This is a genomic window from Rhizobium sp. RU20A (assembly GCF_900155885.1).
Taxonomy (GTDB): Bacteria; Pseudomonadota; Alphaproteobacteria; order Rhizobiales; family Rhizobiaceae; genus RU20A.
The window spans coordinates 13695-36836 of the sequence record NZ_FTMB01000003.1 but is presented as its reverse complement, the minus strand read 5'-3'; the positions used below and the strand labels follow the sequence as shown (position 1 = coordinate 36836).

Below are 23142 nucleotides of genomic sequence, written 5' to 3'. Positions count from 1 at the left end.
GCGACCGGCCGGCGCTCTATCAGCCGATTGTCATCAGGCTGGCATTACCGCCGGCTGCTGCCGTGTTGACGCTGATCGAGACTTCTTCCAGCAGGAAGTGCAGGCAATAGGCGTCGGGATTGCGCAGCAGCGCCTCACTGGTGGCCGCCTGCACAAGCGTCAGCGGTCCCGGCAGCGCGGCGATTGCTTTTGCAGCCGCCCGCACCCGTTCGCCATCCCCCTCGATCAGCGCACCGGCAAAGGGTGCGGCCTTGGCCCAGTCGCCTTCCACGCTGATGCGCGCGGCAAGCGCCGGCGGCAGGCCGTCGAGCGCGCCGGTAAGCTCGGCCGGCAGGTCGACGACAGCCGTGTTGCCGGTGGCGATGACGGCCGAAAGCTGGCGATAAAGCCCGACCTTGGTCTCCGGCTTCAGGAGAATGCGGCCGCGCGGATGCAGGTGGTAGCTGTTGGTTTCGCCAACCGGGCCCGGCAGATCCAGTGCCAGGCCGAGTGCGGAGATGGAGCCGTCGTCGCGCGCCGTTTCGGCCGAGGTATAGGCGCCGCGCCCTTCCAGCCAGCGGGCCAGCGGCTCGACGCCGGGATCCGTGTGGTGTGAGGCGGCCGGCGGCTCGATCGGGGCGCCCGAGATCAGGCGGCCGAGATAGAGCGGCCCGCCCGCCTTGGGACCGGTGCCGGAAAGCCCACGACCGCCAAAGGGCTGCACGCCGACGACCGCGCCGATGATGTTGCGGTTGATGTAGAGATTGCCGACCTTGGCGCGGGCCATCACATGCTCGATCGTTTCGTCGAGGCGCGTGTGCAGCCCGCCCGTAAGGCCGTAGCCGGTGGCGTTGATGTCGTCGATCAGCCGGTCCATGTCCTCGCGCCGGTAGCGCAGCACGTGCAGAACGGGGCCGAAGACCTCGCGCTCGAGGTCGCGCAGGCTGTCGATCTCGATGATGGTCGGCGCGACGAAGGTGCCATGGGCGGCGTCCGTGCCGGGCGCGATCTGCTCCACCTTGCGGCCGCGATCCCGCATGGCCTCCACGTGGCGCTCGATGATGCCCTTGGCCTCGGCCGTAATGACGGGGCCGATATCGGTGGAGAGCTTGTCGGTCGCGCCGATCGAAAGCTCCTTCAGCGCGCCCTTCAGCATGGTCAGCACGCGCTCGGCCACATCCTCCTGCAGGCACAGCACGCGCAGCGCCGAGCAGCGTTGGCCGGCGCTGTCGAAGGCGGATGCGATGACGTCGCCCACCACCTGTTCGGCAAGGGCCGAGGAATCGACGATCATGGCGTTCTGGCCACCGGTCTCGGCAATCAGCGGCAGCGGCTTGCCATCGGCCGAGAGCCGGTCGGCGAGCTGCGCCTGGATGAGGCGCGCGACTTCGGTCGAGCCGGTGAACATGACGCCCGCCGTCTCCGGCGCGCCGACCAGCGCCGCGCCGATCCGCCCGTCGCCCGGCACATATTGCAGCGCGCTCAAGGGTATGCCTGCCGCATGCAGCAGGGCGACCGCTTCCGCAGCGATCAACGGCGTTTCCTCGGCGGGTTTGGCGAGCACGGGATTGCCGGCAACGAGCGCTGCCGCCACCTGCCCGGTAAAGATCGCGAGCGGGAAGTTCCACGGGCTGATGCAGACGACGGGGCCGATCGGCGCATGGTTTGCCGTCAGCGTCCGCCGGGCCTGGACGGCGTAATAGCGCAGGAAATCGACGGCCTCGCGCACCTCGGCAATGGCGTTCGCGGCCGATTTGCCGGCCTCGCGCATGATGAGGCCCATCAGACTGCCGATCTTCGCCTCCATGGCGTCGGCGGCACGCTCCAGCATGGCAGCGCGGTCGGCGACCGTCACGGATGCCCATCCGGCCGCGTGGGCGGCGGCATCCGTGACGGCGCGGGCCGCCTCGGCCTCACCCGCTTCGCTGACGGAGCCAACCACGTCGCGAAGATCACCGGGATTGAGGACAGGGCGGCTGGAACCGGCCTCAGCTCCGCTCGCAAGCAGAGGGGCGGCAGCGTGGCGGCGCTCGGCCGAGGCCGCAAGCGTTTGCGCCAGCTGACCGATCACGTTTTCGTTCGAAAGATCGAGGCCGGCCGAATTCTTGCGCTCCTCGCCGAAGAGGGCATCCGGCTGGGCGATCTTGCGGTGTTTGACGCCAACGACCGGCATGGAGGCGACGATCTCGACCGGATCGGCGATCAACTCGTCGATCGAGACTTTGGGATCGGCGATGCGGTTGACGAAGGAGGAATTCGCGCCGTTTTCGAGAAGGCGGCGAACGAGGTAGGCCAGCAGCGTCTCATGGGTGCCGACGGGCGCATAGATGCGGCAGGGACGGTCGAGCTTGTCGGCACCGACCACCTCGTCATAGAGCGGCTCGCCCATGCCGTGCAGGCACTGGAACTCGTACTGGCCAACGGTGAAATCCGGTCCCGCCATTGCATGGATGGTGGCGAGCGTCTGGGCATTGTGGGTGGCAAACTGCGGGAAGACGACGTCGCGGGCGGCCAGAAGCTTGCGGGCGCAGGCGAGATAGGAGACATCAGTATAGATCTTGCGCGTGAAGACCGGGAAGCCGTCGAGGCCTTCCACCTGCGCGCGCTTGATCTCCGCATCCCAATAGGCGCCCTTGACGAGGCGCACCATGATCCGGTGGCCTGAGCGGCGGGCGAGATCAATGACGAAATCGAGAACGAAGGGGCAGCGCTTGCCATAGGCCTGCACCACGAAGCCGAGACCGTTCCAGCCCGCAAGATCGGGATCGAGGCGCAGCGCTTCGAGAAGGTCGAGCGAGATTTCGAGACGATCGGCTTCCTCCGCATCGATGTTGAGGCCGATGTCGTAGCCCTTGGCGATGACGCAGAGCGTCTTCACACGCGGCAGCAGTTCGCCCATCACGCGAGCGGCCTGCGCCCGGCTGTAGCGCGGATGCAGCGCCGAAAGCTTGATGGAAATGCCGGGGCCGTTGTAGATGCCGCGCCCGGCGGCCGCCTTGCCGATCGCGTGGATCGCCTGCTCGTAATCGGCGTAATAACGGGTTGCGTCGGCGGCCGTCGTCGCCGCTTCGCCCAGCATGTCGTAGGAGTAGCGGAAGCCGCGTTCTTCCAGCGGACGGGCGCGCTTCAGCGCTTCGCCGATCGTCTCGCCGGTCACGAACTGCTCGCCCATCATGCGCATGGCCATGTCGACCCCGCGGCGGATGACCGGCTCGCCGGCCCGCGCGATGAGGCGGGTGAGCGCCGCCGAAAGGCTGCGGTCGTTGACGGTGGCGGTCAGCTTGCCCGTGACGACGAGGCCCCAGGTGGCGGCGTTGACGAAGAGCGAGCGATCGCCGCCCACATGCGAGCGCCAGTCGCCATCGGAGATCTTGTCGCGGATCAGCGCATCGCGCGTCGCCGTGTCGGGAATGCGCAGCAGCGCTTCGGCCAGGCACATCAGCGCGACACCCTCCTGGCTGGAGAGCGAATACTCATGCACGAGACCTTCGACGCCCGCACCCTTGTGCTTGGCGCGCAGCGCCGTGATCAGCGTGCGGGCAGTCTCGGCAGCCTTGGCGCGCGTTTCGTCCGGCAGGCGTGCGGCCTCCACCAGCGGCGGCAGGCATTCCGTTTCCGGCCGGCGATAGGCGGCGGTGATGGCGGCGCGCAGCGACGTCGGCTGGCTGAGAGGCGGGGCAAACGCCGCGAAGGGTCGCGGGCCGGCGGCGGCAAGCGCTTCTGCGGGGAAATCGGCGGACGGGTTGGAAAGGCTGCTCATGAACGATCCCCCAAAGGGCCCTTAGGGCGGGCCTGCTGTCATGGGCGGATCATAGAAAAGGACGTGCCGAATCTCCATCCGGGGAATTCGGGGATTTGCCGTGATCTGTACGGATCAAAAGCAGGAAAACCGAGATTGATGCGGAAATGCGATCACGCGGCCGGATCATCCAAGATATCGTCCGGCTTCGGCAGGGTTTCCCGCGCCATCAGGCATTCGGGATCTCCCGGCATGCAGGTGCGGCAGACGATCGGGCGGATCTCGTAGATCGTGCAGGCCACGTGCTTGCCGATCTCGCCCGAGAGCGCCGCGCAGCGATTGTCCGGACAGCGCATGCCGCCAAGGTCCTCGGCGACGAGCGCCTCGGGAATGCGGTCGAGTTCCTCGTCCGTCTCCAGCGAGAAGCGGGGCCAGTCCTCGGAATAGGCGCAGCACGCCCCGCAGCTCTGGCAGTCGAAGGTGGCGGGGTCCTCGGCCGTCAGGAGATTGCTCACGCGACCACCGCATTGCGGCTGGCGACCTCGTAGTCCTCGGTATGGACCAGCACGCCATCGGCGGTGACGAGCGCGATGCCGTAGGCCGCGGGCTCGTCGACGGACAGCGAGGTGTCGTCCGTGTTGAAGGGCATGGGCTGCTGGTGCATGGGGCTCTTGAAGACCGAGAAGGGCACGCCGCGGCAGGAGCCGCTGATGGTGCGGTGCACGTGCCCTGCAAAGATGTGCCGCACCGTCGCGCCGTGCTTCCGGATCCGGGCGTAGAATTCCTCCTCGTTGGTCAGGCGTATGGCGTCCATGCCGGAAAAACCCGTCGCATGCGGCGGGTGATGCATGAAGAGCAGGGCCGGACGACCGCCGGTGTCGGCGAGAACGCCGTCCAGCCAGTCGAGCCGCTTTGCGCAGAGCAGGCCGGCGTGGCTCGCGGGATACTCGTAGGGCGGCGCAAACAGCGTATCGAGCACCACGAGCCGGCAGTCCGGCAGGTCCACCACCTGTTGGACGAAGCCGTTCGGGTCGGTCGGCGCATCGCTGAAGGTTTCGAGGAAGACCTCGCGGCGATCGTGATTGCCGATGGCGATGGCGACAGGCGGGATGACGGTGTCGATGAGCGTCTTCAGCCGGCGATAGGATGCCGCGTCCCCATGATGGGTGAGGTCGCCGGTGATGACGACGTGGTCGGCATCGGCGTGAAAGGCGTTCACATGGTCGATGCCGGTCTTCAGGCGCTGGAAGGGATCGAGCCCGATGATGCTGCCACCTTCCGGCAGCATGTGAAGGTCGGTGAAAATGATGATCTTGCTCATGGTGCCCGGCATGGTCCTGTCCGTCCCGTTCCTGTGTCTTGTCCGCCGCGCCGCGTCAGTCCGTGAGGTCGAAGAGCACCGTACCGTAGCCGACCGGTTCGCCCTCCGCCACGCGCGCCCGCGCCAGCGTGCCGCCCGTCCCGGCCGTGATCGCATGCACGAGGCCGAGCGCCTCGACATAGCCGACGATCTCGCCCGCCTTTATGACACGCGGCAGGGATGGCGCTGGCGCCGTCGCCGGATGGGCGAGCCGGAAGAAGCCGACATGCGGCGAAGTGATGGTCCGCGAGCCATCGACGACGGGCGTTTGCGCGGCGCTGGACGCAGCCGGGGAAGAGGTCCCGGTCGCGGTCGCCACGGCCGGCGCCGCGCCGGGCGCCATCCGAAGCGAGAGCGATGCGCCGCCGAGATCGTAGTCGAGCGTGGCAATGCCGTGGCGCTGCATCAGATCGGCAAGACGGGCGATGGTGTCGGGTTCAATGCGCATCGCGGCCTCAGGCGGAGAGGGAGAGCGTGAAGATTACGGTTCCAGGCTCGACCGGGGCGCCATCCTCGACATGGATCGTGCGCACCACGCCGTCCACCTCGGCCTCCACCGGGTTCATCATCTTCATCGCCTCGATGATCGCGAGCTTGCCGCCTTCCGCGATCCGGCTGCCGACCTCCACGAAGGGCGCTTCGCCGGGCAGCGGCGCGCGGTAGAAAGTACCGGAGAGGCCAGCGCGCACCACATGCTCCGGCCCGGCCGCCGGGGCGGGGGGAGAGACGTGCGTCGCAGCCGTGACAGGCGCGGCAACGGTCTGCGGCTGGTTCACCGCAGGTGTGACGGCGGGCGTGGCGGCGAGAAGGCTCGCGCCCTTGGACAGCCGGATGCGGCTGCCATCCTCGGAAAGCTCCAGCTCGTGCACGGCGGAGGCTTCCAGAAGCCGCATCAGCTGTTCGATGAGGGTGATGTCGATCGCCATGTCCGGGTCCTTGATGCCTACGCCTTGATGCGGAAACCGCGGATGGCGATGCCGGCCGCTTCCAGACCCTCGCGCACGCCGCGCGCTATGGCAACGGCTTCCGCCGTGTCGCTGTGCACGCAGATGGAATCGATCGGGGTTTGCAGGCTGCGGCCGGTGATCGTCTCGATCGCGCCGGTCTTCACCATGCGCACCACGCGCTCCGCTGCCTTGGCCGCATCATGGATCACCGCCCCCTCCAGCCGGCGATCGACGAGAAAGCCTTCATCCGTATAGGCGCGGTCGGCAAAGATCTCCGACGCCGTCGTCAGCCCCATCTCGCCCGCCTGCCGCTGTTGGTGGCCGAGCGCGATGACGAGGCAGATGAGGGAGGGATCGACGGCCTTGATGGCGCGGTTCACGGCCATCGCAACCTCCGCATTCTGCTGGGTGAGATTGCCGAGCGCGCCATGCGCCTTCACATGGGTGATGCGGTGGCCGGCATAGGTCGCCATCGCCTGCGCCGCGCCGATCTGGTAGGCGACGAGCCGCTCGATCTCGGCCGGCGTGTGGGGAATGTTGCGCCGACCGAAGCCCCAGAGATCGGCAAAGCCCGGATGGGCCCCGACATCGACGCCGCGCTCGCGGGCGAGCGTGAAAGTCGCCGCCATAACGTCCGGATCGCCACCATGGAAACCGCAGGCGATGTTGGCGGAGCTGACGATGGAGAGCATGGCGGCATCGTCGCCCATGCGATAGGCGCCGAAGGCCTCGCCCATGTCCGAATTGAGATCGACGCTGAGCCCTGTGCTGTCGGTCATAGTGATCCTCTCTCGCCTGCGCCGAACGCCTCTTGTCGCTGCCATGATAAATGCGCTAGAGCGCCGTGCGTCCTTTCGGACGCGCAAGGGACGCTCTATCTCATTTTATCCTTCGCATCGTGCTTTTCGAAAATCGATTCCGATTTTCGAGCCGATGCTGTAGGCACGCCGATATATCACAGACGCATGCGATGGAAAGGCAAGCCGCGTGAGCGAAATCCCGCCGAGACTGAGCATGGAAGGCGCCGGGGCGGTGCTCTTCGATGTCGCCGGCACGGTGTTTTCCGACGCCCTGCAAGCCCGCATCTGGTCGCTCGCCGCCGCCATGAAGACACTTCCCGGGGTCAGCGAAGCCGTGCCGGGCATGAACAATCTGATGATCGTCTTCGATCCGCTCGCCGTTGCGCCCGAGACGGTGGAGCGCCGCCTGCTCGACGCCTGGACCGCCGGCGATACCGCCGAGATCGCGGGACGCCTGATTGAGATCGCCGTGGACTACGGCGGTGCCGGCGGCGAGGACCTGCCGGATTTTGCCGCCCGCCTCGGCCTCGATGTCGAGGAGGTTGTGCGCCGCCACACTGCGCCCACCTATTCCGTTGCTGCCGTCGGCGCCATGCCGGGCTTCGTCTATCTTTCCGGCCTCGACCCGACCCTCACCATGCCGCGCCGGGCCTTACCGCGCATGAGCGCGCCGGTCGGCTCCGTCATGATCGGCGGCGCCCAGGCCGGCATCATGCCCGTGACGGCGCCGACCGGCTGGCATATTCTCGGTCTCACCGACACCGTGCTCTTCGATCCCGCCGCCGAGGTGCCCGTGCTCTGCCGGCCCGGCGACCGCATTCGTTTCGTCGCGCGGAGCCTGACGCGATGACAGAACGGCGCACGATCGAAATCCTATCCACCGGCGCGCTGAACAGCGTGCAGGACCACGGCCGCCCCGGCCATCTCGACGCCGGCATCGGTCGCGGCGGCACCATGGACCGCCCGGCGCTGACGATCGCCAACCGCATGCTCGGCAATGCCGACGATGCGGCCGGTATCGAGATCGCGCTCTTCCCGTTCCGCATCCGCTTCCGTGCACGGACGGCCTTTGCCGTCACCGGCGCCGATTGCGAGGTCAAGCTGGCGGGCCGCGCTCTGCCGAGCTGGTGGGCGGCGGTGGCCGAGGCCGGCGAGACGCTGACGATCGACATTCCTCGACGCGGGGCCCGTGCCCTGCTGGCGCTCGCCGGCGGCATCGATGTTCCCAAGGTGATCGGCGCCCGCGCCACCGACCTCAAAAGCCGCTTCGGCGGCCTCGACGGGCGCGGCCTGCTGCGCGGCGATACCTTGCCGCTCGGTGAAGCGCTGCCGGTCTCGCGGGCGCTGACGCAAGGCTTCGGCGTTGACCCCGTACCCCTTCGCGGCTTCTGGCCGGCCAACGGCGCGCCGCTCCGGCTGCGCGTCCTGCCCGCCGCCGAATACGAGGCTTTTGGCCCGGCCGAGCGTCAGGCGCTGGTCGAGGCCGATTGGACGGTGACAGGCAACGCCAACCGCATGGGCTATCGCCTCGCCGGCCCGGAGCTGAAACCGGCGCGTCCGCTCGAACTCTTCTCCCACGGTATCATGCCCGGCGTGGTGCAGGTGCCGCCCGGCGGCCAGCCGATCATCCAGCTTGCCGAAGCCAACACTTGCGGCGGCTATCCCAAGATCGCCACGATCATCGAAGCCGATCTCTGGCGCCTTGCGCAGGCGCCGGTCGGCACGCGTCTGCGCTTCGAGGTGGTTGCGCGCGACACGGCCATTGCGGCGCTGAAGGCCGAACGCGACGGGCTCGACCGGATCGGCCGCGCTTTGAAACTGATCTGACGGAACGGAAGGGGCAGGCTCTGCCCCGTGATGAAGGACAAGACCCATGCGGTGGAAACGGACCATCCAGCTTCTGGACGTGCATTGCGAAGGCGAAATCGGCAAGGTCGCTATCGGCGGCGTGCCGAAGATCCCCGGCAACACGATCGCCGAGCAGCTCGACTACATCAACACCAAGGACGACAGCCTGCGCCGCTTCCTCTGCCTGGAGCCGCGCGCCTCCGTTCTGGGGTCGGTCAATCTCCTGTTGCCGGCAAAGCGTCCCGAGGCCGACTGGGGTTTCGTTATCCTTCAGGCCGACCAGGCCCATGCCTCCTCCGGCTCCAACTCCATCTGCGTGACGACGGCGCTGCTCGAAAGCGGCATCGTGGAGATGACGGAACCCGAAACCATCGTCCGGCTCGATACGGCTGCCGGCGTCGTGACGGCGACGGCCACCTGCCGGGACGGGCGCTGCGAGAAGGTCAAGCTCAGCATGGTGCCCTGCTTCGTGGAGCAGCTGGATGCCGAGATCGACACGCCCGACTGGGGCCGCATCCGCTTCGACATCAGCTATGGCGGCATCTTCTATGCCCTGGTGGATGTGGCGCAGATCGGCACCACCATCGAGAAGGCCAATGCCCGCAAGCTTGTCGATGCCGGCATGATGCTGAAGGATCTGATCAACAAACAGATCCCCGTCGTCCATCCGGAAATCCCTGAGATCAGCGGCGTCGCTTACGTCATGTTCCGCGATGTCGAGCCTGATGGCACGGTGCGCACCTCCACCACCATGTGGCCCGGCCGTATCGACCGCTCGCCCTGCGGCACCGGCAACTCCGCGAACCTCGCCGTGCTGCATGCTCGCGGCAAGGCCAAGGTTGGCGACAGCTTCCTGTCGCGCTCCATCATCGGCTCGCAGTTCGAGGTGGGCCTTTCGGCCGAAACCACGGTGGCGGGCCGCCCGGCCATCATCCCTACCATCACGGGCCGCGGCTGGACCTTCGGCCTGCACCAGGTCTCGCTCGATCCCTTCGATCCGCTGGCCGAAGGCTTTGCCATGACCGACACCTGGGGGCCGGAGGCCGGTCGTATCCGGTAAGGGCGCCGGCAAGCGTCAATTCACAGCCGAGGTGCCCGCTTCGGCCGTTTCGGCCGGCAGCGGTGCGGTCAGCGCGTTGAAGCGTGCCTTGCCCTGTTCGTCGCCGCGTTCCGCTGCCTTGCGGTAGAGGTCGATGGCGGCGGGAATGTCGCGCGCAATGCCCTCGCCATGTTCCAGCATCAGGGCAAGGTTGATCATCGCATCGATACTGCCGCCGGCGATGGCGATGCGATAGTAGCGCGCCGCCTCCGCGTTGTTCTCGCCAAGCTGCACGCCCTCGTCCAGCATGGCGCCGATGTTGAAGGCGGCGATCTCGTCGCCTGCTTCCGCCGCGCGCTCGAACCAGCGCCGTGCCTCCTCACCATCGGCCGCAACGCCCGTGCCGTCGCGATAGGCAACGCCGAGATTGTAGAGCGCCAGCACGTTGCCGGCCTCAGCCGCAGAACGGTAGAGGGAGATGGCATCCGTCTCATGGCCGCGCTCGGAGAGCAGCACGCCGTAATTGACCATGGCCAGCGCATGGCCGGCATGGGCGGCCTCCTCCAGCAGCACCATCGCCTTGCCCACCTCGCCGGCCCGGTGCAGGGCACGGGCGAGCTGGAAGGTGATGCGCGGCGAGCGCTCGTGGCGATAGGCCTCGCGGCAGGCCGACAGCGCAACCCCCACCACGATATCGGATGTCTCGACCGGCTCGAACGCCATGTTGCGCGTCTTGTCATAGACGCTGCCAGCCTGCTGGTCGCACCGGGCGGCCGGCGTGAGCGCGTGATCGGCGGCCTGTGCCGGCAGGGCGAGTGCAACCAGCGCAAGCGCGGTGCCGGCAGCGGCGAGGCGAAGAAAACGGGACGGCGTGGCAAACATTTTGGGGGTGAACATCATGATCTCCTCGGTTTCCTTCGTCTTAGTTGTATCGAGGCGACGATGATGTTCCGGCGGTGACAGCCGGTCGCGTCCGGCGCACGATAGGTTGCAGACATGCAATTGGGGCTGGAATGGCCCCCGACCGGCGTGCAATGATCGGCCGCGTGCGGCACGCAGGGGACAATGGGTGCACGCGCGGACATCGGCTGCGTGGCAGCCGGGCGCCGAACACTATGGGGACAGGGACAATGTCTACACGGATCGATCTTTCCGCCGGCTGGCTGACGCGGCGTCACCTCATCGGTGGTCTGGCCTTGGGCGCGGCGGGCCTCATGACCACCTCATCGCGGGCCACCGATGTCGTGGGCAAGGCCAATGTCGTTCGCGGGCGTGTCGACCGCCGGCAGGACGCGCTGGTGGAGGGGCTGAGGCCCGGGACCAACATTCTCGACCAGGACAATGTGAAGACCGGCGTTGCAAGCTTTGCCGATCTCGAACTCGGCTCCGACACGCGCATCCTGCTCGGCCCGGAAACCGAACTCTTCATCGACACCTTCATCGCGGGGCAGGGCGGCACGCTGGAGCTCGGCACCGGCCAGATGGTCTTCGACCGTCCCGAAGGCCTGCCGAAGATCGATCTCGCGCTGCGCACCGCCTTTGGCCAGATCGGCGTGCGCGGCACGAAATTCTTCGCCGGCCCCAATCGCGGCGTCTTTGCGGTCTTCGTCGAGCACGGCCAGGTGGCGGTCACCGGAGGCGGCGTGACGAAGCTCGTGGGCGCCGGCGAGGGCGTGCAGATCGCCCGGCCGGGCGCTCAGCCCGATACGGTGGTCAAATGGGGCGCGGCCCGCGTCAAGGAAGTCTACCGCCGCGTCGGGCTGGAATAGGCGTCAGGACGCCGCAGGTGCCCGATTGGTGAATAGCGCCATCTCGCCAAATCCGCGGATCTCGTGGCGGCCGAGAGGGGTGAGCGGCCGGCCGGAGCGCGCGGCCGCGACGGGACCGATGCAGACCGAAGTGCCGAGAAATTTGTTGGCGTCCTGCAGGCGCGCGGCGAGGTTTACGGCATCGCCATGGGCGGTGTAGTCCAGCTTGCCGCCGGCGCCGACTTCCCCCAGCACCGCCATGCCCGTTTCGATGCCGATCCGCGTGCGGCCGAAACCGCGCGCCGCAAATTCCGGCCTCCGGCACATGGCCTGGGTGACGCGCTCCACCTCCGCCGCGCAGTCGAGCGCATGCTGCACGTGGTCCGGCAGGTCCTCCGGTGCATTGAACAGCGCATGGACGGCATCGCCGACGATCTTGTCCACCATGCCGCCATGACGGGCGACGATGGCCGTGACCTCGGCGAAGTAGATGTCGAGCAGCGCGATCAGTTCGCGCGGACCGTGCCGCTGCGCCAGCGTCGAAAAACCCTCGATATCCGTGAAGAAGGCCGTCACTTCCCGCTCCTCGCCCACGATCCCGCCATCGCCGGCCTCGTCCATGAAGCGGTTGACGACGGAACTCGGCAGGTATTGCGAGAATTTCGAGCGGGCCTTGGCCTCCTGCCGACGGATGCGGGCAAATTGCAGCGTACCCGTCAGAAGCAGCGGTGCGATGACGGCCAGTGACAGGCCGATCGCATCGACCAGTACGGCGCTGGTGGCATAGATGCCGGCCGCTGCGCCGGTCACGGCGAGTACGAAGCCGAAGCCGAGCCCCGCCGCCGTCAGCGGCCGCAGGCGCAGGGCCGCGAAGGCCACGGCGAGGCCGAGAATCAGCGCGCCGAGGCTTTCGGCCGGCGTCTGCCATAGTGTGCGGCGTGGCACGAAGCCCGTCAGCAGCGAATTGGCGATGTCGGCATGGATCTGAACCGACGGTTCCAGCGGCATGGAGGCGGTGGGGCGCAGCCCGCCGAGATGCGGCAGGCTGCTGCCGACGAAGACCAGCTTGCCGGCAAGCCGTCCCGCATCCGCCTCGCCGCCGAGAAGATCGCTTGCCGAGATCGTGCGCGCCGCAAGCGCTTTCGCATCGCCCGGCGCAAAGCGCAGGCTGCCGTCCGCGTCAAGATCGAACACCGTCCGGTTCAGTCGCAGCCAGAGCGGCGCCCCGCCGAGGATCGGCGTGCCGCCCGTCACTTGCCGGACTGCCTCCAGCGCCAGCGTCGGATAGGCGGCCTGACCGAGCACGGCATAGGGCTGGACGCGGCGGATGCGGGCATCCTCGTCGCCGACAAGGAACGCCGATGCTGCTGCCCGCGACCGGTCCATCAGCGGCCCGCAGGAGGTTTCGGCCCCGTCGATGAACCAGAGATCGGGCACGCTGAGCGGCTTGCGCACGGCCAGCGGCGGGATGGGGCGCGGCGCCTCGCGCACCGTTTCCGCGATCAGGAAGCCGAGCACGGTCGGCACCGCGCCGATCGCGTCGCCAAGCGCGCCATTGCTGGCATCGGGCGAGACGCAGCCGCTGCTGAAGACGAAGTCGAGCGCCACGACCTTTGGCTTTAGCGCGGCCAGCCGGCTCAAAAGCGTTGCCGTATCGGCGCGGTTCCAGTCCTGGTCCGGAAGCCCCTGAATGGCCTTGCGGTCGATGTCGACGACGACGATTTCCGGCGCGGCCGGAGGTTCGATGATGCCGAGCAGGGCGTCGGAAAATGCCTCGCGCGGCCGTTCAAGCAGGTCGCCCATTGGCGAAGCCAGGATGGCTGCAATCGCAAGGCTTGCGGCAACGCCGACAACAGCCGCCGCGCGCGGCAGGCGCCAGCGTCGCCGCGCCTTTCGTTCGCCGGGCATGGGGGAGGGGTGGGCCATTGGCCGCTAACCGGCGGCCGGCAGCGCCGGGCCTTCGACGCGGCGGGGCGTGCGTGACGCCATGGTCACGTCTCCTCCGGCTCCGCCAGCCGCAGCAGGCGGCCGATATGGCAGGAAATGACGCCGCCTTCGCTGCGGTCGATAGCGCCGGCCTCTTCCAGCGCCTGGATGGCGCGGTTCACCTTCGGGCGGCTGGCGCCGAGCACGCCGGCGATTTCCGACTGGCTGAGGGCCAGTTGCAGATTGGCGCTGGCTGGCAACTCCTCTCCGTGAATCTGCCGGAGCGTGGCGAGGAAGAAACGGGCGACGCGCGAATCGAGGTCGTAGAGCGCGATGGTCTCCATCTGCTCGGTGGTTTCGCGTAGCCGCGTGCACAGATAGCGGATCACGGCCTCGGCGATCTGCGGCCGTGCGGTGATCAGGTCGAGAAATTCCCGCTTGGTAATCACGTAGCCTTCGGTGGCGGTCGACGCGGTGGCATCCGCCGAGCGCGGCTGCCCGTCGAGGATCGCCATTTCGCCCAGAATGGTGCCGGCCTCGAGGTGGCGGAGCGACAGTTCCTTGCCCTGGCGGGTGATCAGCGACAGCTTGATGCGGCCGGAGACAACGACGATCATATAGGCGCCGTCGTCACCGCGCTGGAAGATCACCGTGCCGGCGGTCCATTTGCGATAGCTCGCCATGTCGGCGACGGCCGCGATGGTCTCCTTGTCGAAGTCTTCGAAGATCGGGAAGGACCGCCAGAACGCCGGGCTCCTGTTCACCTCACTCATGGTTCGTCCCCCGACGCCCTCTGCCCCTGCCGGTCATGCCGGCGCCCGCCAGTTTTTGCCCAGGCATCGCAGGCTTGCAACCGAAAAGACGGCTCGCCCCCGCGCATCTGCCGGATCGGCGAGACGGTACACGGGGCCGCATTTGACAGACGGCACTGATTGTTCGCATTTACTGAACGATCTGTCGCGCCTCAGCCGGCTATTGCTGCGCCGCCATTCTGGTAGGACTTGCGCATCGACAATTTCCGCCCTTTCAAGGACCCCGCCATGCAGAACATCTTCGCTCTCGCCGCCCGCGTGCTGCTCTCCATCCTCTTTATCGTCGCTGGCTACGGCAAGCTGACCGGCTTCGAAGGCACCGTCGGTTACTTCGGCAGCATCGGCCTGCCGGTTCCGACGGTCACCGCCGCTCTCGTCACCGCCCTTGAACTGCTCGGCGGCATTGCCATCCTTCTCGGCCTGTTCGCTCGCCCGGTTGCAGTCGCCCTCGCCCTGTTCTGCGTTGCGTCCGGTTTCGTTGCCCACTTCCAGCCGGCAGACCAGATGCAGATGATCAACTTCATGAAGAACCTCGGCCTTGCCGGCGGGTTCCTGATGATCACCGCCTTCGGCCCCGGCGCGTTCTCCATCGACGCCCGCCGCGCATAATGTCCTTCGCCTCCCAAGCGAAGAGGCCCGCCGATCGCTCGGCGGGCCTTTTGTATTTCCAGGCAGGGGGCAACAGCCGATCAGGGATAGATCACGCCCTTCTTGAGGATGACATTGCCGTAAAGGCGCGGCTCGCTGGTCTGGATAATCGTGTGGGCGGCGCGCACGCGGTTGTAGAAATCGGGTCCGACAAGCGGAACGACCTTCTGGTTCGGCTCGTGGCGCGCGCAGGTCTCGATGATGTCGGCATGCACGGGGTCAATGAGGTCGGGATCGCCCTTCACCGTGGCGCGAAAGATGGCCGCTGGCACGAAGTCATCGATCGGCATGACGCTGAGAACGGCGTCGAGCACGGGGATCAGCCCGTGGCCATCCAGGCGGATCAGGCGGCGGGCATGCTCCTGCCCGGGATAGTTTCCATCCACGAGGGCGATTTCGTCGCCATGGCCCATGGCGCGCAGCGTCGCCAAAAGCTCGGGGCTGAGAATGGGATTGATACCCTTGAGCATCAGACAAGCTCCTTGAAAAGAACGTTGGTGTCGAGAAGATAGCGCGAAAACAGCGGCAGGCTCGCCCCGCCAATGGCACGGGCCTGGTTGCCGACCTGCCCGGCGATGATTTCCGGCATAGCGACGCCCTGCAGGTCGAGATCGTCCAGTGCCTTGCGGGTGGCGAGCACGATGCGGTCGCAGACCCAGGCCGGGAAGCCGCCATCGATGATGGCCGCGCCGAAGTCGATGATCGAGGCCGCCGCAACGATCGCCTGCGCCAGCGCCGCGGCACAATCGTCGATCCAGCGCGTCAGCGGCGGGCCGAAATCGATCCAGCCGTCTGAGGAATACCAGAGCGGGCGCGGATCGATCCCGGCGGCCTTCAGCTCGTTTTCCAGCACGAAGACCGAGGCGATCTTCAAGAGCTGCACCGTGCGGCCATCGCGCCCCTGCACGGGCAGCGAGCCAACCGACCCCGCCGTGCCGGTTCGGCCCGAATAAAGCGCCGAATTCAGCACCACGCCGCCGCCGATGAAGGAGCCGATGAAGAAATAGATGAAATCGGGATAGTGCGCGCCGTGCCCGAAGACCAGTTCGGCCGCGCAGGCGCTCGTCGCGTCGTTCTGCACAAAGACCGGGTAGGGCAGGCGCACCTCGAGCTCCCGGCCGAGGTCGAAGCTGCGCCAACTGTCCATTTCCTTCTGCGGCGCACCGACTTCCGCCGCCCAGTTCCACAGCTCGAAGGGCACGGCAATGCCGACACCCGCGATGCGCTGGCGCTCTTCGAGCCGCATTCGCCCCTCGATCGAGGCGATGCCGTCGGTCACGAAATCCATGATCTGCTCGGGCATCGGATAGGGATAGATCCGGTGTTCCTGGAAGCGGATGGTGCCGACGAAATCCATCAGCGCCAGGGTCGCGCTGCGTCTGCCGATCTTCACTCCAAAGGCGAAGACGGCGTCCGGATTGAGCCGCATCGGTGTGGAGGGCTGGCCGACCTTGCCGCGCTTCGGCTCGCCGCGGATCAGCATGCCGTCCTGTTCAAGGGACCGCATGATCACGGAAACGGTCTGCGCCGAGAGCCCGCTGCGCCGTGCAATCTGTGCCTTGGACAACTCGCCGTGGCGCCGCACCAGAGACATCACGAGCCGCTCGTTATAGGCGCGCACACGCATCTGGTTCGAGCCGCCGCCGGTCAGCACAATGTCGGCCGACGGCGATGCCTCGGAGACGGCTTCCTCCACCATTTTATCCTCCCCCCGCCGGCGGTCCGTGTCCTTCGCCTGCGGATGCCTTGTCTTTGGGCGCCGTGCCTGCTTCTTTGGCGGCCTTGGCCCACGTTTTCCGCAGAATGGCACATCCAATTAATAATTCAATTCGATTTATTTATTGACATCGGTGTTTTTTGATGGTTCCTTTTGCCCCGGAAATGCCGGGTGGGGGCCGAGGAGATAGGGCGATCCGCAGGCAGGACCGGATGCAGCGCTTTGACAGCGCCATCCCCTTTTGTCCTTTGGGAGGATTACATGAAGAAGACTGTTGTTTCCGCCGCTATCGGCGCGCTGGCGCTTGGCGTCGCTTTCGTTTCGCCGGCTGCCGCTGCCGATGTTTCCGCCTGCCTCATCACCAAGACCGACACGAACCCCTTCTTCGTCAAGATGAAGGAAGGCGCGACCGCCAAGGCTGCCGAACTCGGCGTCACGCTGAAGTCCTACGCCGGCAAGGTCGACGGTGACAGCGAAAGCCAGGTTGCCGCCATCGAGACCTGCATCGCCGACGGTGCCAAGGGTATCCTGATCGCCGCTTCCGACACCAAGGGCATCGTTCCCTCGGTTCAGAAGGCACGCGACGCCGGGCTGCTCGTCATCGCGCTCGACACCCCCCTGGAGCCGATTTCGGCTGCCGACATGACCTTTGCTACCGACAACCTGCTCGCCGGCAAGCTGATCGGCCAGTGGGCTGCCGCAACGCTCGGCGATGCCGCAAAGGACGCCCGCGTTGCCTTCCTCGACCTGACCCCCTCGCAGCCGTCGGTTGACGTCATGCGTGACCAGGGCTTCATGATCGGCTTCGGCATCGACCCCAAGGACCCGAACAAGATCGGCGACGAGGATGATCCGCGCATCGTTGGCCACGACATCACCAACGGCAACGAAGAAGGCGGCCGCACCGCCATGGAAAACCTTCTCCAGAAGGACCCGACCATCAACGTCGTTCACACCATCAACGAACCGGCTGCTGCCGGCGCCTATGAAGCGCTGAAGGCTGTTGGCCGCGAGAAGGACGTGCTGATCGTGTCGGTCGACGGCGGTTGCCCGGGCGTGCAGAACGTTGCCGACGGCGTCATCGGTGCGACCTCGCAGCAGTATCCGCTGGCCATGGCCGCGCTCGGCGTGGAAGCCATCAAGAAGTTCGCCGACACCGGTGAAAAGCCGAAGGCGACAGACGGCAAGGACTTCTTCGACACCGGCGTTGCCCTCGTTACCGACAAGCCGGTTGCTGGCGTCGAATCGATCGACACCAAGGTCGGCAAGGAAAAGTGCTGGGGCTGATCTCCAGATTGGTTAGTCTGAAATGACGAAGGGCGGCCCCGGCCGCCCTTTGCATAACTGCCGGCCTCTTTGACAAAGCGCAGAAACCATGCGCTGCTGACGGAGCCGGTCCCGTCGCCGGCATGACGCACGGCGATGTCTCTGGCCACGAAGCCCCCGCAATGGGGATCAGTCGGGAGGAACAGCCATGAGCGAGCCGCAAGCCGCCAGTAAAAAGCCCCATCTTGAATACGAAAACGTTCTGTCGCAGAGCTCGAAGCAGGTTGCCTCCTTCGACACCCACGACAAGACACCCCTTCAGAAGTTCCAGCATTTCCTGCATTCGAGCCCGGCGGCAGTGCCGCTGATCGTGCTTCTCCTGTCGCTGCTGGTCTTCGGCATCGTGCTCGGCGGAAAGTTCTTCTCCGCCTTCACGCTCACGCTCATTCTTCAGCAGGTTGCCATCGTCGGCATCGTGGGCGCAGCCCAGACGCTGGTCATCCTGACGGCCGGTATCGATCTGTCGGTCGGTGCCATCATGGTGCTCTCCTCCGTCATCATGGGGCAGTTCACCTTCCGCTATGGTCTGCCCGCACCGGTTTCCATCGTCTGCGGCCTCGGCGTCGGCGCGCTCTGCGGCTACATCAATGGCTGGCTCGTCGCCCGCATGAAGCTGCCGCCCTTCATCGTCACGCTCGGCATGTGGCAGATCGTTCTGGCCTCCAACTTCCTCTATTCGGCCAACGAGACCATTCGCTCGCAGGACATTTCCGCCCAGGCGCCCCTGCTGCAGCTCTTCGGACAGAGCATCCGCATCGGCGGGGCAGTGCTCACCTACGGCGTCATTGCCATGGTGCTTTTGGTCGCCGTGCTCTGGTATGTGCTGAACCGCACCGCCTGGGGCCGCCACCTCTACGCCGTCGGCGACGACCCGGATGCGGCCGAACTGGCGGGTGTCAACGTCAAGACGATGCTGATCAGCGTCTACACGCTCTCCGGCCTCATCTGTGCGCTTGCGGGCTGGGTCCTCATCGGTCGTATCGGCTCGGTGTCCCCGACGGCCGGTCAGTTCGCCAACATCGAATCCATCACTGCCGTGGTGATCGGCGGCCTCTCGCTCTTCGGCGGCCGCGGCTCCATCATGGGCATGCTCTTCGGGGCGCTGATCGTCGGTGTCTTCTCGCTCGGCCTTCGCCTCATCGGCACCGACCCGCAGTGGACCTACCTGCTCATCGGCGTTCTCATCATCTCGGCCGTCGCAATCGACCAGTGGATCAGAAAGGTAGCAGGCTGATGAACCGCGAACCCATTCTCACCGCACGCAACCTGGTCAAGCGCTACGGCCGCGTGACCGCCCTCGACAATGCCGATTTCGACCTCTATCCGGGCGAAATCCTTGCCGTCATCGGCGATAACGGTGCCGGCAAGTCGAGCCTGATCAAGGCCATCTCCGGCGCTGTCCGGCCCGACGAAGGCGAGATCCGGCTGGAAGGCAAGCCGGTGCAGTTCTCCTCGCCGATCGAGGCCCGCAAGGCCGGCATCGAGACGGTCTACCAGAACCTTGCCCTTTCGCCGGCGCTCTCCATCGCCGACAACATGTTCCTGGGCCGCGAAATCCGCAAACCCGGCATCATGGGCTCGGTCTTCCGTTCGCTCGATCGCGCCGCGATGGAAAAATTCGCCCGCGACAAGCTCTCCGAGCTCGGCCTGATGACCATCCAGAACATCAACCAGGCGGTGGAAACGCTCTCGGGCGGCCAGCGTCAGGGCGTGGCCGTGGCCCGTGCCGCAGCCTTCGGCTCCAAGGTCGTCATCCTCGACGAACCGACGGCCGCCCTCGGCGTCAAGGAAAGCCGCCGCGTTCTGGAGCTCATCCTCGACGTGCGCTCGCGCGGCCTGCCGATCGTGCTCATCTCGCACAACATGCCGCATGTATTCGAAGTAGCCGACCGCATCCACATCCACCGTCTCGGCCGGCGCCTGTGCGTCATCAACCCGAAGGACTACACCATGTCCGACGCGGTGGCCTTCATGACGGGCGCCAAGGAGCCGCCGCGCGAAGCGATGGCCGCCTGAGGCATCACGGATTGGAGCCCGGGCGGCGGTGTCGCCCCGGCTCACGCTTCACCCCGGGGGATGAGGCTGCCTCTCACTCTCCGTCATGCTCGGGCTTGACCCGAGCATCCATGCGGCACACGCTGCGGACGAGGCGTGGATCCTCGGGTCAAGCCCGAGGATGACGGACGTCGGGGGTGGCGCCAGGCAGACCCTGCGCAAGGCGGGCCTTTAGCAAGCCGGGCTGCGGTGCGCCCCCCGAGATACGGCACCGCACCCGCCCAACGCACGCATTGGCGTTCACGCCGCGCGATGATAAGCGGACGAAGAAACGGCCGCGCCGCTTTCCCGCTTGGGGAAGCTGGCGCCAAGCCGCCCTCTTCGTTCTCAAGGAGCCTGACGATGTCCGACCTCGTGATCCGCCGCCCCGACGACTGGCACCTGCACCTGCGCGACGGCGCGATGCTCGAAGGCGTGATCGGCGATACGAGCCGGCACTTCGCCCGCGCCATCATCATGCCGAACCTCGTGCCGCCGGTGGTGACGACGGCCGATGCGGACGCCTATCGCGAGCGCATCGTCAAGGCCATCCCCGGCGGTGACCGCTTCGAGCCGCTGATGACGCTCTACCTCACCGAACACACCGAAGCCGATGATGTGGCGCGCGGCAAGGAAAGCGGGCTCATCACGGCGGTCAAGCTCTACCCGGCCGGTGCCACGACCAATTCGCACGGCGGCGTGCGCGATCTCGACAAGGTCATGCCGGTACTGGAGCGCATGGCGAAGATCGGTCTGCCGCTCTGCGTGCACGGCGAGGTCACGACGCCGGAGGTCGACATCTTCGACCGCGAGGCTGTCTTCATCGAGACCGTGCTTGATCCGCTGCGCCAGCGCCTGCCCGAACTCAAGGTCACGATGGAACACGTCACGACGAAGGATGGCATCGACTATATACGCTCGTCATCCGGCAACCTCGCGGGCTCGATCACGACGCATCACCTGATCATCAACCGTAACGCCATCCTCGTCGGCGGCATCAAGCCGCATTACTACTGCCTGCCGGTTGCCAAGCGCGAGAGCCATCGCCTGGCGCTGCGCGCCGCCGCGACCTCGGGCGACGCCCGCTTCTTCCTCGGCACCGATTCCGCCCCGCATGTCGATCCTCTCAAGGAATGTGCCTGCGGCTGTGCCGGCATCTACACCTCCATCAACACCATGAGCTGCCTTGCCCATGTTTTCGAGGAGGAGGGGGCACTCGACAGGCTCGAAGCCTTCGCCTCGCTGAATGGACCGGCCTGGTATGGTCTTGCGCCGAACGAGGAAACCATCCGGCTCATCAAGCGTGCCGAGCCCGTGACCTTCCCGGCCAAGATCGAAACGGGTGCCGGCCCGGTGACCGTCTTTGACCCGATGTTCCCCCTCTATTGGGATGTTGCCTGATGCGCCTTGCCGTTGAGATTCGCTCGCATGCCGTCTGGCCGTTCCCCGGCCGGGCTGATATGCGGCTTTCATCGTCAGGCCATTGAGGAGCGCGCAGATGTTTTCCAACAGCTTTCCCGAAAAATCCGTGATGGGCGACCTGCTCGGCAGCATGCTCTGGGAGATCGGCGCGGTGCATTTCCGCCCGGAAGAGCCCTATAAGCTCGCTTCCGGCCTCGCGAGCCCCGTCTATATCGACGGCCGCAAGCTGCTCTCCTATCCGCGCATCCGCTCGGCCGTCATCGATTTTGCCTGCGCCACGCTTCTGTCCGAAGTCGGTTTCGAGCAGTTCGACGCTGTCGCCGGTGGCGAGACGGCCGGCATTCCCTTTGCGGCCCTCCTGGCCGATCGGCTCGCTCTGCCGATGATCTATGTGCGCAAGAAGCCGAAGGGTCACGGCCGCAATGCGCAGATCGAAGGCCACATGCCGGAAGGCGCGCGCGTCCTCGTCATCGAGGACCTGACGACGGCGGGTGTCTCCATGTTCACGTTCATCGACGCCATCCGCGCCGCCGGCGGGCGGGTCGACCATGCCATGGCGCTGTTCTTCTATGGCCTCTTTCCCGAAGCCGAGCAGCGTTTTGCCAACAACGAGGTGACGCTCCACCACATCGCCACCTGGCGCAACGTGCTGGCCGTCGCCCGCCGCAAGGCGCTGTTCGACGATGCGACGCTGGCCTCGGTCGAAGACTTCATCAACGCCCCGCTTGCGTGGTCTAAAGCCCATGGCGGCGCATCATCCCTGCCGACGAGCTGAGAAGCTGCGGTCAACGACAAGAGTGCCGCAGCCTGCGGCAGAAAACGGAGAAAGCCATGATCCTGTGCTGTGGTGAAGCCCTGATCGACATGCTGCCGCGCGTATCGACGGCGGGAGAGGATGCTTATGCGCCCTATGCCGGCGGTGCGATCTTCAACACGGCGATAGCGCTCGGCCGCCTCGGCGTTCCCTCCGCCTTCTTCACGGGCCTCTCCGACGACATGATGGGCGACATCCTGCGCGATACGCTGAAGAAGAGCCATGTCGATTACAGCTATTGCGCCACGCTCTCGCGCCCGACCACCATCGCCTTCGTCAAGCTCGTCGATGGCCATGCGACCTATGCCTTCTATGACGAGAACACGGCCGGCCGCATGATCACGCAAGCCGAGTTGCCGGCGCTGGGTGACGATTGCGAAGCCCTGCATTTCGGCGCGATCAGCCTCATCCCCGAGCCCTGCGGCGCGACCTACGAGGCGCTGATGGCGCGTGAGCACGACAAGCGCGTCATCTCGCTCGACCCCAACATCCGCCCCGGCTTCATCAAGGACAAGGAGGCCCATCTCGGCCGCATCCGCCGCATGGCCGGCATGTCCGACATCATCAAGTTCTCGGACGAGGACCTTGCCTGGTTTGGCCTTGAGGGTGACGAGGAGACGCTCGCCCGCCACTGGCTGCACCATGGCGCCAAGCTCGTCGTCGTGACCCGCGGCGCCGATGGCGCGGCCGGCTACACGGCCACCCACAAGGTGGAAGTCGCCAGCCAGAGGGTGACGGTTGCCGATACGGTCGGCGCCGGCGATACCTTCGATGCCGGTGTCCTGGCCTCGCTGAAGCTGCAGAACCTCCTGACCAAGCAGCAGGTGGCCTCGCTGACCGAAGAGCAGATCGCCAAGGCTCTCACGCTCGGCGCGAAGGCCGCTGCTGTCACCGTGTCCCGCGCCGGCGCCAATCCGCCGTGGGCGAACGAAATCGGTCTCGCCTAAGCGTCAACGGCACGTCAATCTTGCCGTCTCCGGCAT

At 66.4% G+C, this 23142-nt stretch carries 22 protein-coding genes; 11 read left to right on the top strand and 11 right to left on the bottom strand.

The genetic code is table 11. From position 1 onward, the window contains the following. Window positions 1-19 precede the first annotated feature (19 nt). From putA to F3H41_RS10615, 6 genes are all read right to left on the bottom strand, one after another. Window positions 20-3739 (bottom strand): trifunctional transcriptional regulator/proline dehydrogenase/L-glutamate gamma-semialdehyde dehydrogenase, encoded by a 3720-nt coding sequence (putA, locus tag F3H41_RS10640; protein ID WP_149738659.1) that lies wholly within the window; start codon window positions 3737-3739, stop codon window positions 20-22. Window positions 3740-3891: 152 nt separating this feature from the next. Then, window positions 3892-4233, bottom strand: coding sequence for a YkgJ family cysteine cluster protein (locus F3H41_RS10635; RefSeq protein ID WP_244616164.1), 342 nt, complete (start codon window positions 4231-4233; stop codon window positions 3892-3894). Beyond that, window positions 4230-5039 carry a phosphodiesterase gene (locus F3H41_RS10630; protein WP_149738920.1) on the bottom strand — a complete coding sequence of 270 codons (810 nt, stop codon included), beginning with the start codon at window positions 5037-5039 and terminating at the stop codon, window positions 4230-4232. The genes F3H41_RS10635 and F3H41_RS10630 overlap by 4 nt, the downstream gene beginning before the upstream one ends. Window positions 5040-5094: 55 nt before the next feature. Next, a complete protein-coding gene (locus F3H41_RS10625; RefSeq protein WP_149738658.1) occupies window positions 5095-5526 on the bottom strand; it encodes a hypothetical protein in 432 nt (143 codons plus the stop codon). Between the two features lie 7 nt (window positions 5527-5533). After that, the gene (gene accB / locus F3H41_RS10620) at window positions 5534-6004 is read right to left on the bottom strand and encodes an acetyl-CoA carboxylase biotin carboxyl carrier protein (RefSeq protein WP_149738657.1); all 471 of its coding nucleotides are present in this window, start codon (window positions 6002-6004) and stop codon (window positions 5534-5536) included. 17 nt (window positions 6005-6021) lie between these two features. Further along, window positions 6022-6804: a 5-oxoprolinase subunit PxpA gene (locus tag F3H41_RS10615; protein WP_149738656.1), complete on the bottom strand. Its 783-nt coding sequence runs from the start codon at window positions 6802-6804 to the stop codon at window positions 6022-6024. A gap of 208 nt (window positions 6805-7012) precedes the next feature. Between F3H41_RS10615 and pxpB the strand changes: the two genes are divergently transcribed. The 3 genes from pxpB to F3H41_RS10600 are packed head-to-tail and all read left to right on the top strand — an operon-like array spanning window position 7013 to window position 9733. Further along, window positions 7013-7675 (top strand): 5-oxoprolinase subunit PxpB, encoded by a 663-nt coding sequence (pxpB, locus tag F3H41_RS10610; protein WP_244616163.1) that lies wholly within the window; start codon window positions 7013-7015, stop codon window positions 7673-7675. Next, entirely contained in the window at window positions 7672-8652 is a 981-nt protein-coding gene (locus tag F3H41_RS10605) for a biotin-dependent carboxyltransferase family protein (protein ID WP_149738655.1), read from the top strand. The genes pxpB and F3H41_RS10605 overlap by 4 nt, the downstream gene beginning before the upstream one ends. Window positions 8653-8698: 46 nt before the next feature. Next, on the top strand, window positions 8699-9733 hold the full coding sequence (locus F3H41_RS10600) for a proline racemase family protein (RefSeq protein ID WP_149738654.1): 1035 nt from the start codon (window positions 8699-8701) through the stop codon (window positions 9731-9733). Between the two features lie 15 nt (window positions 9734-9748). Here the strand turns inward: F3H41_RS10600 and F3H41_RS10595 are convergent, their stop codons facing one another. Next, window positions 9749-10609, bottom strand: coding sequence for a tetratricopeptide repeat protein (locus F3H41_RS10595; RefSeq protein WP_149738653.1), 861 nt, complete (start codon window positions 10607-10609; stop codon window positions 9749-9751). 233 nt (window positions 10610-10842) lie between these two features. Here F3H41_RS10595 and F3H41_RS10590 point away from each other — a divergent pair, with 233 nt between their 5' ends. Further along, the gene (locus F3H41_RS10590) at window positions 10843-11481 is read left to right on the top strand and encodes a FecR family protein (RefSeq protein WP_149738652.1); all 639 of its coding nucleotides are present in this window, start codon (window positions 10843-10845) and stop codon (window positions 11479-11481) included. Between the two features lie 3 nt (window positions 11482-11484). Here F3H41_RS10590 and F3H41_RS10585 read toward each other — a convergent pair whose 3' ends face one another. Then, window positions 11485-13368, bottom strand: coding sequence for an adenylate/guanylate cyclase domain-containing protein (locus F3H41_RS10585; RefSeq protein WP_149738918.1), 1884 nt, complete (start codon window positions 13366-13368; stop codon window positions 11485-11487). An 83-nt stretch (window positions 13369-13451) separates the two neighbouring features. Next, the gene (locus tag F3H41_RS10580) at window positions 13452-14159 is read right to left on the bottom strand and encodes a Crp/Fnr family transcriptional regulator (RefSeq protein ID WP_149738651.1); all 708 of its coding nucleotides are present in this window, start codon (window positions 14157-14159) and stop codon (window positions 13452-13454) included. A 267-nt stretch (window positions 14160-14426) separates the two neighbouring features. On the opposite strand from F3H41_RS10580, the gene F3H41_RS10575 reads away from it, so the two are divergent. Next, entirely contained in the window at window positions 14427-14807 is a 381-nt protein-coding gene (locus tag F3H41_RS10575) for a DoxX family protein (RefSeq protein ID WP_149738650.1), read from the top strand. 80 nt (window positions 14808-14887) lie between these two features. On the opposite strand, the gene F3H41_RS10570 is transcribed toward F3H41_RS10575, so the two are convergent. Then, window positions 14888-15316: an RbsD/FucU family protein gene (locus F3H41_RS10570; protein ID WP_149738649.1), complete on the bottom strand. Its 429-nt coding sequence runs from the start codon at window positions 15314-15316 to the stop codon at window positions 14888-14890. Further along, the gene (locus F3H41_RS10565) at window positions 15316-16545 is read right to left on the bottom strand and encodes an ROK family transcriptional regulator (RefSeq protein WP_149738648.1); all 1230 of its coding nucleotides are present in this window, start codon (window positions 16543-16545) and stop codon (window positions 15316-15318) included. The genes F3H41_RS10570 and F3H41_RS10565 overlap by 1 nt, the downstream gene beginning before the upstream one ends. Window positions 16546-16824: 279 nt before the next feature. Between F3H41_RS10565 and F3H41_RS10560 the strand changes: the two genes are divergently transcribed. The 6 genes from F3H41_RS10560 to F3H41_RS10535 all read left to right on the top strand — a co-directional run bounded on the left by F3H41_RS10560 (window position 16825) and on the right by F3H41_RS10535 (window position 23106). Next, window positions 16825-17850 (top strand): sugar ABC transporter substrate-binding protein, encoded by a 1026-nt coding sequence (locus F3H41_RS10560; RefSeq protein ID WP_149738647.1) that lies wholly within the window; start codon window positions 16825-16827, stop codon window positions 17848-17850. A 187-nt stretch (window positions 17851-18037) separates the two neighbouring features. Next, window positions 18038-19123, top strand: coding sequence for an ABC transporter permease (locus tag F3H41_RS10555; protein WP_149738646.1), 1086 nt, complete (start codon window positions 18038-18040; stop codon window positions 19121-19123). Further along, window positions 19123-19905: an ATP-binding cassette domain-containing protein gene (locus tag F3H41_RS10550; protein WP_149738645.1), complete on the top strand. Its 783-nt coding sequence runs from the start codon at window positions 19123-19125 to the stop codon at window positions 19903-19905. The genes F3H41_RS10555 and F3H41_RS10550 overlap by 1 nt, the downstream gene beginning before the upstream one ends. A gap of 381 nt (window positions 19906-20286) precedes the next feature. Then, window positions 20287-21324 carry a dihydroorotase gene (gene pyrC / locus F3H41_RS10545; protein WP_149738644.1) on the top strand — a complete coding sequence of 346 codons (1038 nt, stop codon included), beginning with the start codon at window positions 20287-20289 and terminating at the stop codon, window positions 21322-21324. Window positions 21325-21421: 97 nt separating this feature from the next. Then, window positions 21422-22120 carry an orotate phosphoribosyltransferase gene (locus F3H41_RS10540; RefSeq protein ID WP_149738643.1) on the top strand — a complete coding sequence of 233 codons (699 nt, stop codon included), beginning with the start codon at window positions 21422-21424 and terminating at the stop codon, window positions 22118-22120. 56 nt (window positions 22121-22176) lie between these two features. After that, window positions 22177-23106, top strand: coding sequence for a carbohydrate kinase (locus F3H41_RS10535; RefSeq protein ID WP_149738642.1), 930 nt, complete (start codon window positions 22177-22179; stop codon window positions 23104-23106). Window positions 23107-23142: the final 36 nt, after the last annotated feature.

Excerpts from the sequence above, each read along its gene's own strand:
- putA (WP_149738659.1), bottom strand. The coding sequence starts at position 3,739 with ATGAGCAGCCTTTCCAACCCGTCCGCCGATTTCCCCGCAGAAGCGCTT.
- F3H41_RS10630 (WP_149738920.1), bottom strand. The coding sequence starts at position 5,039 with ATGAGCAAGATCATCATTTTCACCGACCTTCACATGCTGCCGGAAGGT.
- F3H41_RS10625 (WP_149738658.1), bottom strand. The coding sequence starts at position 5,526 with ATGCGCATTGAACCCGACACCATCGCCCGTCTTGCCGATCTGATGCAG.
- accB (WP_149738657.1), bottom strand. The coding sequence starts at position 6,004 with ATGGCGATCGACATCACCCTCATCGAACAGCTGATGCGGCTTCTGGAA.
- F3H41_RS10615 (WP_149738656.1), bottom strand. The coding sequence starts at position 6,804 with ATGACCGACAGCACAGGGCTCAGCGTCGATCTCAATTCGGACATGGGC.
- F3H41_RS10605 (WP_149738655.1), top strand. The coding sequence starts at position 7,672 with ATGACAGAACGGCGCACGATCGAAATCCTATCCACCGGCGCGCTGAAC.
- F3H41_RS10600 (WP_149738654.1), top strand. The coding sequence starts at position 8,699 with ATGCGGTGGAAACGGACCATCCAGCTTCTGGACGTGCATTGCGAAGGC.
- F3H41_RS10595 (WP_149738653.1), bottom strand. The coding sequence starts at position 10,609 with ATGTTCACCCCCAAAATGTTTGCCACGCCGTCCCGTTTTCTTCGCCTC.
- F3H41_RS10590 (WP_149738652.1), top strand. The coding sequence starts at position 10,843 with ATGTCTACACGGATCGATCTTTCCGCCGGCTGGCTGACGCGGCGTCAC.
- F3H41_RS10585 (WP_149738918.1), bottom strand. The coding sequence starts at position 13,368 with ATGCCCGGCGAACGAAAGGCGCGGCGACGCTGGCGCCTGCCGCGCGCG.
- F3H41_RS10580 (WP_149738651.1), bottom strand. The coding sequence starts at position 14,159 with ATGAGTGAGGTGAACAGGAGCCCGGCGTTCTGGCGGTCCTTCCCGATC.
- F3H41_RS10575 (WP_149738650.1), top strand. The coding sequence starts at position 14,427 with ATGCAGAACATCTTCGCTCTCGCCGCCCGCGTGCTGCTCTCCATCCTC.
- F3H41_RS10570 (WP_149738649.1), bottom strand. The coding sequence starts at position 15,316 with ATGCTCAAGGGTATCAATCCCATTCTCAGCCCCGAGCTTTTGGCGACG.
- F3H41_RS10565 (WP_149738648.1), bottom strand. The coding sequence starts at position 16,545 with ATGGTGGAGGAAGCCGTCTCCGAGGCATCGCCGTCGGCCGACATTGTG.
- F3H41_RS10560 (WP_149738647.1), top strand. The coding sequence starts at position 16,825 with ATGAAGAAGACTGTTGTTTCCGCCGCTATCGGCGCGCTGGCGCTTGGC.
- F3H41_RS10555 (WP_149738646.1), top strand. The coding sequence starts at position 18,038 with ATGAGCGAGCCGCAAGCCGCCAGTAAAAAGCCCCATCTTGAATACGAA.
- F3H41_RS10550 (WP_149738645.1), top strand. The coding sequence starts at position 19,123 with ATGAACCGCGAACCCATTCTCACCGCACGCAACCTGGTCAAGCGCTAC.
- pyrC (WP_149738644.1), top strand. The coding sequence starts at position 20,287 with ATGTCCGACCTCGTGATCCGCCGCCCCGACGACTGGCACCTGCACCTG.
- F3H41_RS10540 (WP_149738643.1), top strand. The coding sequence starts at position 21,422 with ATGTTTTCCAACAGCTTTCCCGAAAAATCCGTGATGGGCGACCTGCTC.
- F3H41_RS10535 (WP_149738642.1), top strand. The coding sequence starts at position 22,177 with ATGATCCTGTGCTGTGGTGAAGCCCTGATCGACATGCTGCCGCGCGTA.